The following is a 13,533-nucleotide window of genomic DNA, read 5'->3' as shown; positions in this document are numbered from 1 at the left end:
GTCACCTGCCTCCGTCGTTTCCAGCCGTGAGCGACAGGGCTGGCATGGAGAAAATCGAGAAATCGCCGCGGCCGGCTGGCCCGGCAGTGCGCACGGCCGAACGCAGCCGCGCCGAGCGGGCACGCGGATTTGCCGCGATCTCCGCTTCGTCCGGCTCCACATCCTTCGCCGGCTTCTCGAAGGCGGGCGCGGCGCCGCCCGCGGCGGGCAGATGGCGCGAACCGCCCTTCCCGCCCGAGCGCTCCGCGAAGAAACGCTTCACCATCCGGTCCTCTAGTGAATGGAAGGTCACCACGGCAAGAACGCCGCCGGGTTTCAGCAGCCGCTCGGCGGCGAAGAGCGCGCGGGCAAGCTCCCCGAGCTCGTCGTTGACGAAAATGCGCAGCGCCTGGAAGACGCGCGTGGCCGGGTGGATCCTGTCGGTCGGCTTGCGACCGACAACCTTCTCGATGAGCTCTGCGAGCTGAAGCGTCGTGGCAAATGGGCGTTCGGCGCGCGCCTTCTCGATGGCGCGGGCGATGCGGCCGGCATGACGCTCCTCGCCCAGAAGACCGAAGATGCGGGTCAGGTCCGAGATCTTGAAGCGGTTGACGACATCCGCGGCGGACAGGCCGGAGCGGGCCATGCGCATGTCGAGCGGCCCCTCGAAGCGGAAGGAAAAGCCGCGCTCGGCCTGGTCGAGCTGCATGGAGGAAACGCCAATGTCGAGCACGACGCCATCGACAGGTTGGCCGACGAGCCGTTCCATCGCAGAGAACGGCCCTTCTTCGAGCCGCAGATGACCCTTGTACTTCTCGACCAGAGCAGCGCCCGCGGCGATGGCATCGGGATCGCGGTCAATCGCCACCACGTCGGCACCGCCTTCGAGAATGGCGGTGGTGTAGCCGCCGGCGCCGAACGTGCCGTCGACAATGATCTTACCGGGCGCCGGCTTCAGGGCATCGAGAACCGGTTGCAAAAGGACCGGGATGTGGCTGCGTTTGCCGTCGCCGCCCGCATTGCCGGAAGCCGCGCTCATTGGGCACCGTCCCTGAGACCGTGAGAGCCCTGCTGCCGCAGCTTCAAGAGCCGCGCGCGCACCTCCGCCCCATACGCCTTGAGACGCTCCGGTTCCCACATCTGAAAGAAATGGCCGCGACCGACAAAGGCCACCTCCGTGGTAATGCCGGTGTGATCGCGGATGAAATTCGTAACGGTGATGCGGCCTTCCTGATCCACCTTCAGGAAAGCGCCATCCCCATGAATGAAGAAGGACATGTCGTCCGCCGTCTGCAGGAAGGGATCCTCCGCCGCGATCCTCTGCTCGTAACGGTCGAGCAGGTCGAGGCCGCCGACGTCCATGGCCGGAATGTCCAGCGCACGCAGGGCATAGAGTTCCGTGTAGCCGCGCTTCTGCAGGACGGCGCGGAAATGCGCCGGGACAGAGACGCGCCCCTTCGCATCTATCCTGTTCACAGCACTGGAAAGGAACCGATCCATACCCTGCCACTACCATCGCCGGGGAGAAGCCCCCGTGCCTGCCAATGCCCGAAGCTACCGACGCCGACCGGCGGAAAGGCCGATCCAAACGAACAACGGAAGACCGCTTTCGCGCGCCGTTCTTGACTGCGCAGCGACCGAAACAATCCCCAAATCACGGTAAGCGAACTGATTTCTTGGGATAACATGGGGTATTATGGGCGTCAATGGGATTATCCCCCAACCGAAATCTGCCACGCATCGGCACTGCAAAAACTGTTATCCAACGTTAAGACTAACGAATGGTGAAACGCGCAGGCTTCCGGATGAGCCGGTGTTCAAAAATTACCGGGCCTTGCGCAACGAACGGGCCGGGCGAGCGAAAGGAGGGTCTGGACGCGCTCCGACCTGCCCCGGACCACGCGATCACGGCATTCCGTGGGAAGAGCAAGCGGACAGAATGCGATGTGATGAAACAGAGTGAGATAAATGCCAGCCGGCCTGTAAGCCGGGTTCTGTAAGGCCACCGCGAGCGGTGACGTGACGACCATTCTTCTGGGATCGGCGTTGCCGCCGACCTCTAGCAACCTACCCGAACGACTGGGCTGGAACTGCCTGAGGTTACCCTCGCGTCGTTCCTATTCGGTTTTGCTCCCGATGGGGTTTGCCGTGCCGCTCCTGTTGCCAGTCGCGCGGTGGGCTCTTACCCCACCCTTTCACCCTTACCCCGCAAGCGGGGCGGTTTGCTTTCTGTGGCACTTTCCCTAGGGTTTCCCCCGCCGGACGTTATCCGGCATCGTGTTCCATGGAGCCCGGACTTTCCTCACGCGCGGCCTTTCGGCACTTGCGCGCGCGGCCGTCCGGCCAGCTGGCAAACTCCAGATAAGGAAAGCGCCCCGCGGGCGCAATACCCGGCTCCGTAACTGGGCCGGGTATTCACGGTTCGTTTCATCGGGATTTGCCACCAAGTATGCGCTTCACCTTCTCGCAATACGCCGAAGACACGGGATTCATGCGCTTGGCCCCGTGACCGGCATTGTATCGCAGGATCGTGCCGCAAGTGGTCTTGCCGAGCTGGTACGCCTTGGCAAGATACTTCATGCCGAACCTGAGGTTCGTCTCAGGGTGAAAGAGGCCGCTAACGCTGCCGCGGTACCCCATGATGCGGGCCGTGGAAGGCTTGATCTGCATGAGTCCCACCTCGCCCGCACTGCCCTTCGCATTGGGGAAGTAGTTGCTCTCGACCAGAACGACCGCGTGCGCCAGATCCGCCGGAACCCCGTACTCGCGGGCAAAGCGGTTTACCAGGGTCCGGTATTCCGCCACCTTTTCGGATGGCTGGGAGGAACCTCTCGCCGATCGACGCCTGGAGGAAGGCCGCTTCGGAGTACGGTCAGACCGCCGGGGCCGCTTGACCTTCGACCGGTCAGGCGAAACAGCCGCGGCATCGCCGACGCTCGGCTTGCGTCTTGCCATATACATCTGGCGAAGCGCGTCCGTGCGTCTTGCCGTGGACTGCGCGACAGCTCCGCCGCTTGCAGCGGCTTCGGCCATCCCCATCATTGAAACAAACGAAATACAACTCAGCGGCAGCGCAACGGCGACCGCCATTGCAACACGTTTCTTTGCAATCATTTTTCCGTCTTACGAATGCACCAATATTTTGTTGGCTCGTACAGATTACGAGCCGCAATAGTACGCCCCACCGCGTGCGGCTTCATCTAAAGAGAAACTCAGGAAAAAAAGGGCATAGTTGATAAATTAGTGTTTCAGTTTTTAACGGGTACAGGATCGAACTATTACAGTTTAGGCAGTTCCATCAACAATTTCCGCAATGTCGCGAGCGTGGACGGATCGGCCACGCCATCGATCCTCTCCGGACGGAAACGCCGCTGGAACGCCTTCACCACGATGGCCGTCTCGGAGTCGTAAACACCATCCGTCGGCACGCCGTATCCCACGCGGGCGAGATCCTGCTGAAGGGCCAGCACCTCCTCGCCTTCCACCCCCGGCGCCAGGATCGGTCCGGGAACCAGCGGCGCCGGCTCGACGTAAACACAGATGCCCGCCTCCGCCAGGCGCCGCCAGGGGAACTTCTCCCCCGGATCAATCTTGCGCGAGGGCGCGATGTCGGAATGCGCAAGCACCCGTTCCGGCCTGATCGACCAGCGCTCCATGATGCCCTTGCACAGATTGATGACCGACGCGATCTGCGCTTCCGGAAAGTCCTCGTAGCCGAGGTCGTGGCCGGGATTTGCAATCTCGATGCCGATCGAGCGGGAGTTGAGGTCCGTCTCGCCCTGCCAGCAACTCACGCCCGCATGCCAGGCACGAAGTGCCTCAGGCACCATCTGCACCACCCCGCCGTCTTCATAAACGAGATAGTGGGAGGAAACCTGGCTGCGCGTATCACAGAGCCAGTCTTCCGCGCCACTGGCCGTCGCCATGCCTGTGTAGTGCAGAATGATCGTGTCCGGCGTCTTGCCGTCCCTCCGCTCGCCGAAGTTCGGTGACGGGCGGACACGGGCGGTCTTGCAGTCAGGCTCGAAGTTCATTTTTCCCGCGCAACATCAGTTCCAGCCGTTCATAGGCTTCGTTGAGGGCGGCAAGACGCCCATTGGCGATGACGATGAACTCCTCCGGCACCCCCCGGGCGATCAGGCGGTCGGGATGGTTTTCCGCCACGAGTTTGCGATAGCGCTTCCTGATCTCGTCGAACGGGGCATCGGGAGACACGCCGAGGAGAACGTACGGGTCCGCCTTGCCCGGAACCATATGCCGCGCCTCGATCTGGGCAAAGTGGTGCTCGTTGACCTCGAAAATCTGGGCAATGCGGACGAGGAAGCGATGCTCGCGCTCGTGGATCACGCCGTCAGCCTTGGCGACATGGAACAGCGCGTCCAGCACGTCTTCCAGCATGGCACATTCGTGCGTGTCACCGGAACATAGCGACGCCATCTGGCGGGCATAGGTCTCGAAGCCCGCGATGTCCTGCTTGGCAAGGTTGTAGAGCCGGGTGACGTTCGCCATTTCTCCCGGCGGAACGTGGAAGAACTCGTGGAAGGCCTTCACCTCGTCGACGGTCACGACGCCATCCGCCTTGGCCATCTTGGCCGAAAGCGCAATCAACGCAACGGAGAACGCCACCCTGCGGCGGAGCTCCGGGTCATGGTGGAACATCTCGCGGACGGCAGCCACCAGGCTGTAAACGCCGTCGGACGCGCGGGCGAGTAGCTGGGCTATGTGCTTCAGGATCGTCATGTCCTCACCATAAAGCGATCTGAAGCGCGTGACGAGGGAGCAAAAACCAGAAGGCAGAAGCAGGACGGAAAACTCCACCCTGCTTCTGCCAATCCTTGTTCAAGGTATTTTTGCGGGCCGTTACGGGTTCGGAGAGCCCGGCATCGTGTTGTTATCCATCCCACCCGCATCGGGCGGTGGGGCTGCGCTCGGCGGCGTCGCGTCCGGAGCAGCCGCAGGCGGAGGCGTGGCCTGATCAACGCCCTGTGTGGTCGTCGAGTCTGTATCGCCGCAGGCGGCGAGACCCATCAGGGCCGCCCCCGTCACCAGGGCAGTAAGCAGTTTACTCATCACACATCTCCTATCTCTTGCGAGCCCAACGCTAATGGGCGGTCGTGGCGGGAATGTGCGAAATGCCTGCCCGGTTTCGTCACTTTCAATAACAAATAGTTATATTTCAGAACGTTACAGGCCTTGAGACTGTTAGCCGGCCATCGGTAGGCAGCGGGCCACCTTCAGGCGACGGTGAGGTTCGAATGTGCCAGAGAAGGACGGCCAAAGGAAAAGGCTCCGCCACGGCAGCGGCGGAGCCCATGCATCGTTTCATGTTCATGCAGGCACCCGCGCCATCATCTGCGAGGGCCGGCGCCCGCAGGACGCTGTCCCCTACTACTTGCGGTTCTTCGCGCTGGCGGCCGCAAGAGCTTGCGAGAAGGCCGCCCCGAAGGCACTTTGGCTCGGCTTCGGCGCGGACGCCTGCTTCTGGGAGGAGCCGCGCTGGCGCGGTTCCGACGCGGCGCCACGTTCGCGAGGCTCGCCGCCGCCATCCTTGCGCATGGTAAGCGAAATGCGGTTGCGCTTGAGGTCCACCTCGAGCACGCGCACTTTCACGATGTCGCCGGCCTTCACCACATCGTGCGGGTCCTTCACGAAGCGGTCGGCAAGCTGAGAGACGTGAACCAGGCCGTCCTGGTGGACGCCGATGTCAACGAAAGCGCCGAAGGCCGCCACGTTGGTGACCGTGCCCTCCAGCACCATGCCGGGACGCAGGTCCTTCACCTCCTCCACTCCCTCGGCGAAGGCGGCCGTCCTGAAGGCGGGACGCGGGTCGCGGCCGGGCTTTTCAAGTTCGGCGATGATGTCTTTCACCGTCGGCAGGCCGAAGCGCTCGTCGGTGAACTGGCGGGGATCGAGCGCTCTGAGCGTCGCGCTGTCGCCCATGAGGGAACGGACGTCGCGTCCGCAGGCGGCAACGATCCGGCGCGCCACGTCATAGGCTTCCGGGTGGACGGCAGACGCGTCCAGCGGCTCATCGCCATCGCGGATGCGCAGGAAGCCGGCGCACTGCTCGAAGGTGCGCTGGCCGAGACGCGGCACCTTGAGAAGGTCCATGCGGCTGCGGAACGCGCCGTTGGCATTCCGGTAGGCGACAATGGCCTCCGCCAGCGTGGGTCCGAGGCCCGACACGCGGGCAAGCAGCGGCACCGAGGCCATGTTGAGATCAACGCCGACGGCGTTCACCGCGTCCTCGACCACCGCGTCCAGCGCCTTCGCCAGGCGGAACTGATCGACGTCGTGCTGGTACTGGCCAACGCCGATGGACTTCGGTTCGATCTTGACCAGTTCGGCGAGCGGGTCCTGCAGGCGGCGGGCGATGGAGACGGCGCCGCGCAGCGACACGTCGAGGTCCGGGAACTCGGAGGCGGCGAGCGCCGAGGCAGAGTAGACGGAAGCGCCAGCCTCAGAGACGATCACCTTGGTGGGCTTCGGCGCGGGAAGCTTCGCAAGGAGGTCAGCGACGAAGCGCTCAGTCTCGCGGCTCGCCGTACCGTTGCCGATGGCGATGAGCTCCACCCTGTGCTGGAAGATCAGCTTCGTGAGTTCGGCATGCGCGCCGGCCACGTCATTGCGCGGCTGGAAGGGGTAGATGGTCGTGGTCGCGAGCAGCTTGCCGGTGCCGTCCACCACGGCGACCTTCACGCCGGTGCGGATGCCGGGGTCGAGGCCCATGGTCGGGCGGGAGCCCGCGGGAGCTGCGAGCAGCAGGTCCTTGAGGTTGCGGGCGAAGACGCGGATCGCCTCCTCCTCGGCACGCTCGCGCAGATCGCCCATGAGATCGAGCACAAGGCGAAGCGACAGCTTCACGCGCCAGGTCCAGGCGGCCACATCGCGCAGCCAGAGGTCGCCCGGCAGCGCACCGGCGATGCCGTAGGCGGCGCAGATCATCGCCTCCACCGGGGCGGACGGCGGCAGACCGCCCTCGCCTTCCGGCAACTCGATGTCAAGCGACAGGATTTCCTCGTTGCGGCCACGGAACATGGCCAGCGCACGGTGGCTCGGCACGCCCGCCCAGGGCTCGGCATGGTCGAAATAATCGGAGAACTTGGCACCCTGCTCCTCCTTCCCCTCGACGACGCGGGAGCGGAGGACGCCATATTCCTTCATATAGGCACGCAGCTTGCCGACCAGTTCGGCGTTCTCGGCAATCAGTTCCGAAACGATGTCGCGCGCGCCATCCAGCGCCGCCTTCACGTCCGGCACTTCGTCGGTGATGTAGGCTTCGGCAAGCTTCGCAGGCTCGGCGGCGCGGTTCTCGAGAATGGCGTCGGCCAGAGGCCCCAGACCGCGCTCGCGGGCGATCTGGGCCTTGGTGCGGCGCTTGGGCTTATAGGGCAGATAGAGATCTTCCAGCTCCGCCTTGGTGGAAGCCGCGAGGATCGCTTTCTCCAGATCCTCGGTCAGCTTACCCTGTTCGCGGATGGAGTTCAGCACCGTCTCGCGCCGCTGGTCGAGCTCGCGCAGGTAGGAGAGCCGCTCGGACAGCGTGCGAAGCTGCGTGTCGTCCAGCCCGCCCGTCACTTCCTTACGATAACGCGCGACGAAGGGAACCGTCGCCCCCTCGTCGAGAAGCTTGATGGCGGCCAGAACCTGACCGGCGCCCGCGCCAATCTCCTGACCGATTATCGCCGCATGGCGTTGCTGCAACTGTTCCATGATACCTCTTTTCCGAAGCGGGCGAAAATAGCCGCCAAAGCGGTCACCTCAAGGCAGACGGACAAAACTCCTGTGCATTTCATGCGGTCCGCGGCAGGTCGAACGATTGAATCTCCGCTTTAACTCCATGAATCGGCCCGGCAGGAAATCCGGCCAAGTCATTGAACCGACTCATCAACCGGCAAACGGCGATCGAGCTCCTTCACCACCGCCCCGACCAGCGCCTGCGGCGGATAGTCGAGCCAGCCGGGCGTAAGCCCCATGCGCAGAACGATGAGCCGCCGGGACGGGATGATGGCGATCGTCTGGCCGTCGTGGCCGATCATCCAGAAGGCATCGGGCGGAAGATCGAAGGGAGCATCAGGGTTCGCCTGCCCCCTTGCCGGACCGCGGCGCGGTCCGTGCAGCCAGACATGACGGCCATAGGAGCCGCGCGAGGATTGCGCCGGCGCGCGCATCCACTCCACCCATCCCTCCGGCAGGATGCGCCTGCCCCGCCAGATGCCGTCATCCAGCAGCATCTGCGCGAAGCGGGCCCAGTCCCGTGCGGTAGCATAGAGGTAGGACGAGCCGCCCGCCGTGCCGCTGGCGTCCGCCTCCAGCACCGCGCTCCTCATGCCAAGGGGATCGAAGAGCGTCCGGTAAGCCCATGCAATGGCAGCGGAATCGTCGGGGAAGGCGTTCTGCCAGACGCGCGACAGCAACACAGTGGTGCCGCTCGAGTAGCGGAACCGGCGTCCGGGCTCCGTCTCGGCAGGCAGGGACGCGACGAATGCCGCCATGTCCGGCTCGAGGTAGAGCATGCGGGTCACGTCGCTGACGTGGCCGTAGTCCTCGTTGAAGGCGAGACCGCTTTCCATGCCGAGCAGATCGGCGATGGTGACCTTCGCGCGACTGTCGTCCGTCCATTCGGGAAACAGACCCGATTGGCCGACGTTCAGACGCCCCTCGCCCACCGCCGCGCCGACAAGCGCTGCCATCACTGTCTTGGTCATGCTCCAGCCGAGCAGCGGCGTGTTTGGACCGAAGCCCTCGCCGTAGCGCTCCGCGATGATGCGGCCATCATGGATGACGAGGGCCGCGCGCATGCCCGGTCCGGCGAGCGTATCGTCCCCAAGCAGCGCGGAGATGGCCGCGTCCGGGGAAGCAGGCCATTCCCGTTCCTGTGCAGGCATTCGTTGCGGGGCAGCAAGCTGCTTCGGTAAAACACCACGCGGAAGCACCGTGCAGCCAAGCCCCTCCCGGTAAACTGCCCTGCCGCCTCCGATGATTCCCAGCAGACCGGCTTCGACGAGTCCGCTCTCACGATCAACGCGAACGCGCATCAGGCGCAGGAGAGGTTTCCCCGGCGCCTGCACGTCATCGGCAAGGACAACATCCGCTTCCCGGCCGGCGATGAATACGTTCGAGCAGACGATCTTCGCCGCGTAGCCGGACCCCACCCGGAAGAGAGCCGGCGGCGCGATCCAGAGCCACGCGACCGCGGCCGCCAGCCCGACCGCCAGCCATTTGACTATGGCAATCGCTATCCGCATGCCCTACTCCCGAAATTGAGATACCAAAGAATGATTCGGGGCCTGGTCTGTCATGATCCATCCCATGAGGCTGGTGGCAATCTCGCTCGGCCTTGCGCTGGGGCTTTCCGCCTGCGCCACCCTCCAGTTCGAGGACCTTGTCCCCGCCACTTCAGAGCCCGGCGCGCTCGGGCACGGGCCGCGGTTCGAGGACCGCAAGCCACACCCGTGGGACGGCCATACTCCGTGGCATTATCCGATTCACGGAACAGACGTATCGAAGTATCAGGGCGACGTCGACTGGCATGCACTGCGGCGGGCCGGCATTGCCTTCGCCTTCATCAAGGCGACCGAGGGCGGTGACCGGCTGGACGACAGATTCCACGAAAACTGGGCCGCCGCCAGACAGGCCGGCATTCCGCGCGGTGCGTATCACTTCTTCTATTTCTGCCGGCCGGCAATCGAACAGGCGCAGTGGTTCATCCGGCACGTGCCACGCGACGCGAACGCTCTGCCGCCGGTGCTCGACATGGAATGGAACCACCTCTCCCCCACCTGCAAGCTGCGTCCCCCTGCAGAGACGGTCAGGGCGGAGATGCGGGTGTTTCTGAACGCGATCGAGAAGCACTACGGCAGGCGGCCGATCATCTACACGACAATCGACTTCTTCGACCGCAACGAACTCGCGCAGTTCAAGGGCTACCAGTTCTGGCTGCGCTCGGTCGCAGCGCACCCGGACGACCTCTACGGCAAGCATCCCTGGACCTTCTGGCAGTATACGGGCACGGGAATCCTGCCCGGCATCACGGGCGACGCCGACATCAATGTCTTCAACGGCAGCCGCAGCGCCTGGCTGAAGTGGCTGAAGGATCACACCCGGTAAGTCTTTTGAGAAGGGCGCAAGAGCGCCCGCACGGCCCATGCCATTGAACGGCCAGCGGAAAGCCGGTTTCATCCAAAATCGGGTGGGCGGAACGGACCACATATGCTTCAAGCTGATCCGTTGCCGTAACAATTGTTTTCGGATACCGCTTCCCGCTCACACTCCAAGGATACTCCCCGCCATGGATGAAGCTTTCATCAACTCGCGGCCGACCTCGTCCGTTTCGATGCAGAATTGGAGCCTCATCCTCCTCCTCGGTGCAATCTGGGGAGGCTCATTCTTCTTCGCCCGCATCGCCGTTCAGGAGATTCCGCCGCTTCCGCTCGTGATGATCAGAGTGGCACTGGCGGCCATTGCACTGCAGGTGTGGTTGCTGTTCACCGGTCCCAGCTTCCGGCTGGCGCTTCCCAGGGCGGGAAGTTTCTTCGTGCTGGCCACCATCAACGCGGTGATCCCCTTCTCGCTCATGTTCATCGGCCAGACCGAAATCGGCGCCGGACTCGCATCCATTCTCAACGCGACGACGCCGTTCTGGACCGCCATCATCGCGCAGCTCTTCCGGGTGGAAGAGCGGCTAAGCATGACGAAGATCGCAGGCATCCTGCTCGGTATCCTCGGCACGGCCGTGATGATCGGACCGGGTCTCGCCGAAAGTCTCGGCGGTCCTCTGTGGGCCAAGCTCGCGCTGATCGGAACCGCCATTTCCTACGGTTTCGGAGCCACCTACGCCCGCCGCCTCAGCGACATTCCGGCGCCGGTGGTGGCAGCGGGCCAGTTCACCGCAAGCGCCATCATCATGGTCCCGATCGTGCTTATCTTCTACGGCACGGACAGCTTCTTCAACGCCAGCGCGACGGCCTGGGGCTCGGTGCTGGCCCTTTCGCTGGTTACCACCGCCTTCGCCTATCTCATCTACTTCAAGCTCTTGCAGACGGTGGGACCAACCAACACCTCGCTGGTGACCCTCATCGTTCCGGCGAGCGCCATCCTGCTCGGTGCCCTGTTCCTCGGCGAGCATCTCGAATCGTTCGAGATCGCCGGCATGGCGCTGATCGGCTTCGGCCTGCTCGTCGGCGACGGGCGGGTGCGGATCCGCCCTACAGTCCATTAACGAATTGTGAACCGAGATCGATCGGGAAGGTTAACGCAAGAAGATCAAGCGGTTAAAAGGCAAATTCGTTTCTTTGTCCCCCCGATCGGGCAAATTGCATTCTTGGCAAATGTCATCCAGCCGTTAGAATCGTCCCGTAATCTGCATAGGAGGCTAATGTATGGGCCTTACACGTCCACTCAACGTGCTGGCAATCTGTGCCGCATTCGCATTCGTCGGCGCAGTGATTATGGGGGTCCTGCCTTAACGCAGAAATGGGGAAAGATTCATGCACGCGAAAGGCCGGTTCATTCCGGCCTTTCTTTTTTGGCTCTTACTTTTTCCCATCGAGCCGAAATATCGAGATGCAGCGATCTCCGGCTCAGGCGGCAGCGGATTCTTCCGCCACCGCCTCAGGCGTAGGGCGGATGCCGATCATCTGGCAGACGGCGAGAGGCAGGCCGGCGCGATTCAGCGTGTAGATGTGGAAGTCCCGCACGCCGCGCTCCACCAGATCCAGCACCTGCTCCGCCGCCACCGCGGCGGCAACCAGCTGGTGAGTCTCGGGGTCGTTTTCCAATCCCTCGAAGCGTTCCGCCAGCCACGCCGGGATATGCGCGCCGCAGCGGCTGGCAAAGTTGGTGATCTGCCGGAAATTGTGGATCGGCTGGATGCCTGGCACGATCGGGATGTAGATGCCCGCGCGGCGGACGCGTTCGACGTAGCGCTCGTAGAGGTCGTTGTCGAAGAAGAACTGGGTGATCGCCCGCGTTGCACCGTTGTCGACCTTGCGCTTCAGCATGTCGATGTCGGTGGCGAAGTCCGGGCTCTCGGGGTGCTTCTCCGGATAGGCGGAGACGGTGATGTCGAAGTCGCCGTGGCGCTTGAGGGCGGCAACCAGCTCGGCGGCGTTGGTGTAGCCATCCGGGTGCGGCCGGTACGGCTGGCCGACGCCGGCGGGGGAGTCACCGCGCAGCGCGACGAAGCGCTTGACGCCCATATCGGCGAACTCACGGATCACCGCGTCCACCTGCTCGCGCGTGGCGTCCACGCAAGTCAGGTGCGCGGCAGGCGTAAGACCGGTCTCGGTCAGGATGCGCCGCACGGTGTGCAGAGTACGCTCGCGCGTCGAGCCGCCGGCGCCATAGGTCACGGACACGAATTCCGGCTTGAGCGGGGCCAGCCGTACGACAGTCTCCCACAGGCGCGCTTCCATCTCCTCCGTCTTCGGCGGGAAGAACTCGAAAGAGACCCTGAGGCGTGCACCCGTGTCGGGACGGCGGGAGAAGCGATAGCTGGACATCAAGCCAATTCCTTGTCTTCGGTTCTTGTTATTGCGGGATCCGCGATCTCGATGCGCGGATCGCGGCCAAGCCAGAGCTTCACCGTCAATCCGTTCGGAACATCGCGGCCGGGGGCTATTTCGCGCGTTTCCTCAAGCTCGAGCTCCGCCGCGGCGAGCCACTCGGCAATCTGCCGGTCACTGAAGCCGAGACGCACGTGCGCATGCTCCTCGCGGAGGAATTCATGGTCGTGCGGGGCAAAGTCGACGATCACCAGGCGGCCACCCGGACGCAACAGCCGCGCCGCTTCGTAGATCGCCGCCGCCGGGTCCTCCAGGTAATGGAGCACCTGGTGCATGGTGACGAGATCGTTGGCATTGCGGTCCACCGGCGGCGTGTAGAGGTCGCCGAAGCGCACCTGGGCATGGGCGATGCCGGCGCGGTCGAGATTGGCGCGGGCAACCGCGAGCATCTCCCGCGACAGGTCGATGCCAACGCCGCGGCGATAGAGCGGCGCAAACAGTTCCAGCAAGCGGCCCGTGCCTGTGCCGAGATCGACCATGGACTGGAACGGGCGGTCGCCCACCAGCGTCCGCAATTCACTTTCGATGGCCGCATCCGGAACATGGAGCGAGCGGATTTCGTCCCAGCTGGAGGCGTTGCGGGCGAAGTACTCCGCCGCCTTTTCCTGGCGCCGGCGCTTGATGCCTTCCAGGCGCTCGAGATCGCGGGCGATCACCGGGTCGCGCCGATCCAGGCGGCGGAGCAGGCCGTCGACCAGAGTGCGGCTGTTTTCCTCATCGGAAAGGCGGAAGAACGCCCACGAACCCTCCTGGTAACGGGAGATGAGGCTGACCTCCAGCAGCAGCTTCAGATGCCGGGACACGCGCGGCTGTGACTGCCCGAGAATTTCGGTAAGATCGGAAACCGTCAGGTCCGTCTGATTCAGGAGTACGAGGATGCGCAGCCGGCTCTGCTCTGCAGCCGACTTCAATACATCGACCATGGTTTCAAGCCCGAGTGACTGTTGCACCTGCGCGCTCCCTCAAAAAGACATAAAGATATCTTTAT

The 13,533-nt window shown here is 63.7% G+C and carries 13 protein-coding genes and 1 other RNA gene; 3 read left to right on the top strand and 11 right to left on the bottom strand.

Translation table 11 applies throughout. The annotated features are described in order from the left end of the window. Position 1: 1 nt before the first annotated feature. The 4 genes from rsmH to ABD906_RS09210 all read right to left on the bottom strand — a co-directional run bounded on the left by rsmH (position 2) and on the right by ABD906_RS09210 (position 2,934). Positions 2-1,018 carry a 16S rRNA (cytosine(1402)-N(4))-methyltransferase RsmH gene (rsmH, locus tag ABD906_RS09225; RefSeq protein WP_165278559.1) on the bottom strand — a complete coding sequence of 339 codons (1,017 nt, stop codon included), beginning with the start codon at positions 1,016-1,018 and terminating at the stop codon, positions 2-4. Then, on the bottom strand, positions 1,015-1,479 hold the full coding sequence (gene mraZ / locus ABD906_RS09220; RefSeq protein WP_165278560.1) for a division/cell wall cluster transcriptional repressor MraZ: 465 nt from the start codon (positions 1,477-1,479) through the stop codon (positions 1,015-1,017). Before mraZ ends, rsmH begins: the two co-directional genes overlap by 4 nt. Positions 1,480-1,946: 467 nt before the next feature. After that, positions 1,947-2,330, bottom strand: an RNA gene (gene rnpB, locus ABD906_RS09215) — RNase P RNA component class A. Positions 2,331-2,406: 76 nt separating this feature from the next. Continuing rightward, on the bottom strand, positions 2,407-2,934 hold the full coding sequence (locus ABD906_RS09210) for a lytic transglycosylase domain-containing protein (RefSeq protein WP_378188542.1): 528 nt from the start codon (positions 2,932-2,934) through the stop codon (positions 2,407-2,409). Positions 2,935-2,956: 22 nt separating this feature from the next. On the opposite strand from ABD906_RS09210, the gene ABD906_RS09205 reads away from it, so the two are divergent. Beyond that, positions 2,957-3,154, top strand: a complete 198-nt coding sequence (locus tag ABD906_RS09205; protein ID WP_345099175.1) for a hypothetical protein — start codon at positions 2,957-2,959, stop codon at positions 3,152-3,154. 103 nt (positions 3,155-3,257) lie between these two features. Here the strand turns inward: ABD906_RS09205 and ABD906_RS09200 are convergent, their stop codons facing one another. The 5 genes from ABD906_RS09200 to ABD906_RS09180 form a co-directional block, all read right to left on the bottom strand. After that, on the bottom strand, positions 3,258-4,013 hold the full coding sequence (locus ABD906_RS09200; RefSeq protein WP_345099173.1) for a peptidoglycan recognition protein family protein: 756 nt from the start codon (positions 4,011-4,013) through the stop codon (positions 3,258-3,260). Next, on the bottom strand, positions 3,997-4,719 hold the full coding sequence (locus tag ABD906_RS09195; RefSeq protein WP_165278562.1) for a TerB family tellurite resistance protein: 723 nt from the start codon (positions 4,717-4,719) through the stop codon (positions 3,997-3,999). The genes ABD906_RS09200 and ABD906_RS09195 overlap by 17 nt, the downstream gene beginning before the upstream one ends. 120 nt (positions 4,720-4,839) lie before the next feature. Beyond that, positions 4,840-5,049 carry a hypothetical protein gene (locus tag ABD906_RS09190; protein ID WP_345099172.1) on the bottom strand — a complete coding sequence of 70 codons (210 nt, stop codon included), beginning with the start codon at positions 5,047-5,049 and terminating at the stop codon, positions 4,840-4,842. 318 nt (positions 5,050-5,367) lie between these two features. Next, the gene (locus ABD906_RS09185) at positions 5,368-7,692 is read right to left on the bottom strand and encodes a Tex family protein (protein ID WP_345099171.1); all 2,325 of its coding nucleotides are present in this window, start codon (positions 7,690-7,692) and stop codon (positions 5,368-5,370) included. A gap of 158 nt (positions 7,693-7,850) precedes the next feature. Then, complete coding sequence (locus tag ABD906_RS09180) at positions 7,851-9,227, bottom strand: serine hydrolase domain-containing protein (RefSeq protein ID WP_345099170.1); 1,377 nt, start codon at positions 9,225-9,227, stop codon at positions 7,851-7,853. A 64-nt stretch (positions 9,228-9,291) separates the two neighbouring features. On the opposite strand from ABD906_RS09180, the gene ABD906_RS09175 reads away from it, so the two are divergent. Beyond that, on the top strand, positions 9,292-10,089 hold the full coding sequence (locus tag ABD906_RS09175; protein WP_165278565.1) for a GH25 family lysozyme: 798 nt from the start codon (positions 9,292-9,294) through the stop codon (positions 10,087-10,089). Between the two features lie 181 nt (positions 10,090-10,270). Then, complete coding sequence (locus ABD906_RS09170) at positions 10,271-11,200, top strand: EamA family transporter (RefSeq protein ID WP_165278566.1); 930 nt, start codon at positions 10,271-10,273, stop codon at positions 11,198-11,200. A gap of 361 nt (positions 11,201-11,561) precedes the next feature. Here ABD906_RS09170 and metF read toward each other — a convergent pair whose 3' ends face one another. Next, the gene (gene metF / locus ABD906_RS09165) at positions 11,562-12,482 is read right to left on the bottom strand and encodes a methylenetetrahydrofolate reductase [NAD(P)H] (protein WP_345099169.1); all 921 of its coding nucleotides are present in this window, start codon (positions 12,480-12,482) and stop codon (positions 11,562-11,564) included. Further along, positions 12,482-13,468 (bottom strand): metalloregulator ArsR/SmtB family transcription factor, encoded by a 987-nt coding sequence (locus tag ABD906_RS09160; RefSeq protein ID WP_165278649.1) that lies wholly within the window; start codon positions 13,466-13,468, stop codon positions 12,482-12,484. Before ABD906_RS09160 ends, metF begins: the two co-directional genes overlap by 1 nt. Positions 13,469-13,533 lie beyond the last annotated feature (65 nt).

Origin of the sequence: Chelativorans composti, assembly GCF_039541695.1 — a bacterium.
In the GTDB taxonomy this organism is placed as follows: domain Bacteria; phylum Pseudomonadota; class Alphaproteobacteria; order Rhizobiales; family Rhizobiaceae; genus Chelativorans; species Chelativorans composti.
The sequence above is the reverse complement of the archived record's forward strand: the minus strand, read 5'-3'. Positions and strand labels throughout refer to the sequence as shown.

Bases quoted from the DNA above. Each gene is read 5' to 3' on its own strand.
- ABD906_RS09160 (WP_165278649.1), bottom strand. From the start codon at position 13,468: ATGGTCGATGTATTGAAGTCGGCTGCAGAGCAGAGCCGGCTGCGCATC.
- ABD906_RS09185 (WP_345099171.1), bottom strand. From the start codon at position 7,692: ATGGAACAGTTGCAGCAACGCCATGCGGCGATAATCGGTCAGGAGATT.
- rsmH (WP_165278559.1), bottom strand. From the start codon at position 1,018: ATGAGCGCGGCTTCCGGCAATGCGGGCGGCGACGGCAAACGCAGCCAC.
- ABD906_RS09170 (WP_165278566.1), top strand. From the start codon at position 10,271: ATGGATGAAGCTTTCATCAACTCGCGGCCGACCTCGTCCGTTTCGATG.
- ABD906_RS09210 (WP_378188542.1), bottom strand. From the start codon at position 2,934: ATGGCAAGACGCAAGCCGAGCGTCGGCGATGCCGCGGCTGTTTCGCCT.
- ABD906_RS09190 (WP_345099172.1), bottom strand. From the start codon at position 5,049: ATGAGTAAACTGCTTACTGCCCTGGTGACGGGGGCGGCCCTGATGGGT.
- ABD906_RS09200 (WP_345099173.1), bottom strand. From the start codon at position 4,013: ATGAACTTCGAGCCTGACTGCAAGACCGCCCGTGTCCGCCCGTCACCG.
- mraZ (WP_165278560.1), bottom strand. From the start codon at position 1,479: ATGGATCGGTTCCTTTCCAGTGCTGTGAACAGGATAGATGCGAAGGGG.
- ABD906_RS09175 (WP_165278565.1), top strand. From the start codon at position 9,292: ATGAGGCTGGTGGCAATCTCGCTCGGCCTTGCGCTGGGGCTTTCCGCC.
- ABD906_RS09180 (WP_345099170.1), bottom strand. From the start codon at position 9,227: ATGCGGATAGCGATTGCCATAGTCAAATGGCTGGCGGTCGGGCTGGCG.
- ABD906_RS09195 (WP_165278562.1), bottom strand. From the start codon at position 4,719: ATGACGATCCTGAAGCACATAGCCCAGCTACTCGCCCGCGCGTCCGAC.
- metF (WP_345099169.1), bottom strand. From the start codon at position 12,482: ATGTCCAGCTATCGCTTCTCCCGCCGTCCCGACACGGGTGCACGCCTC.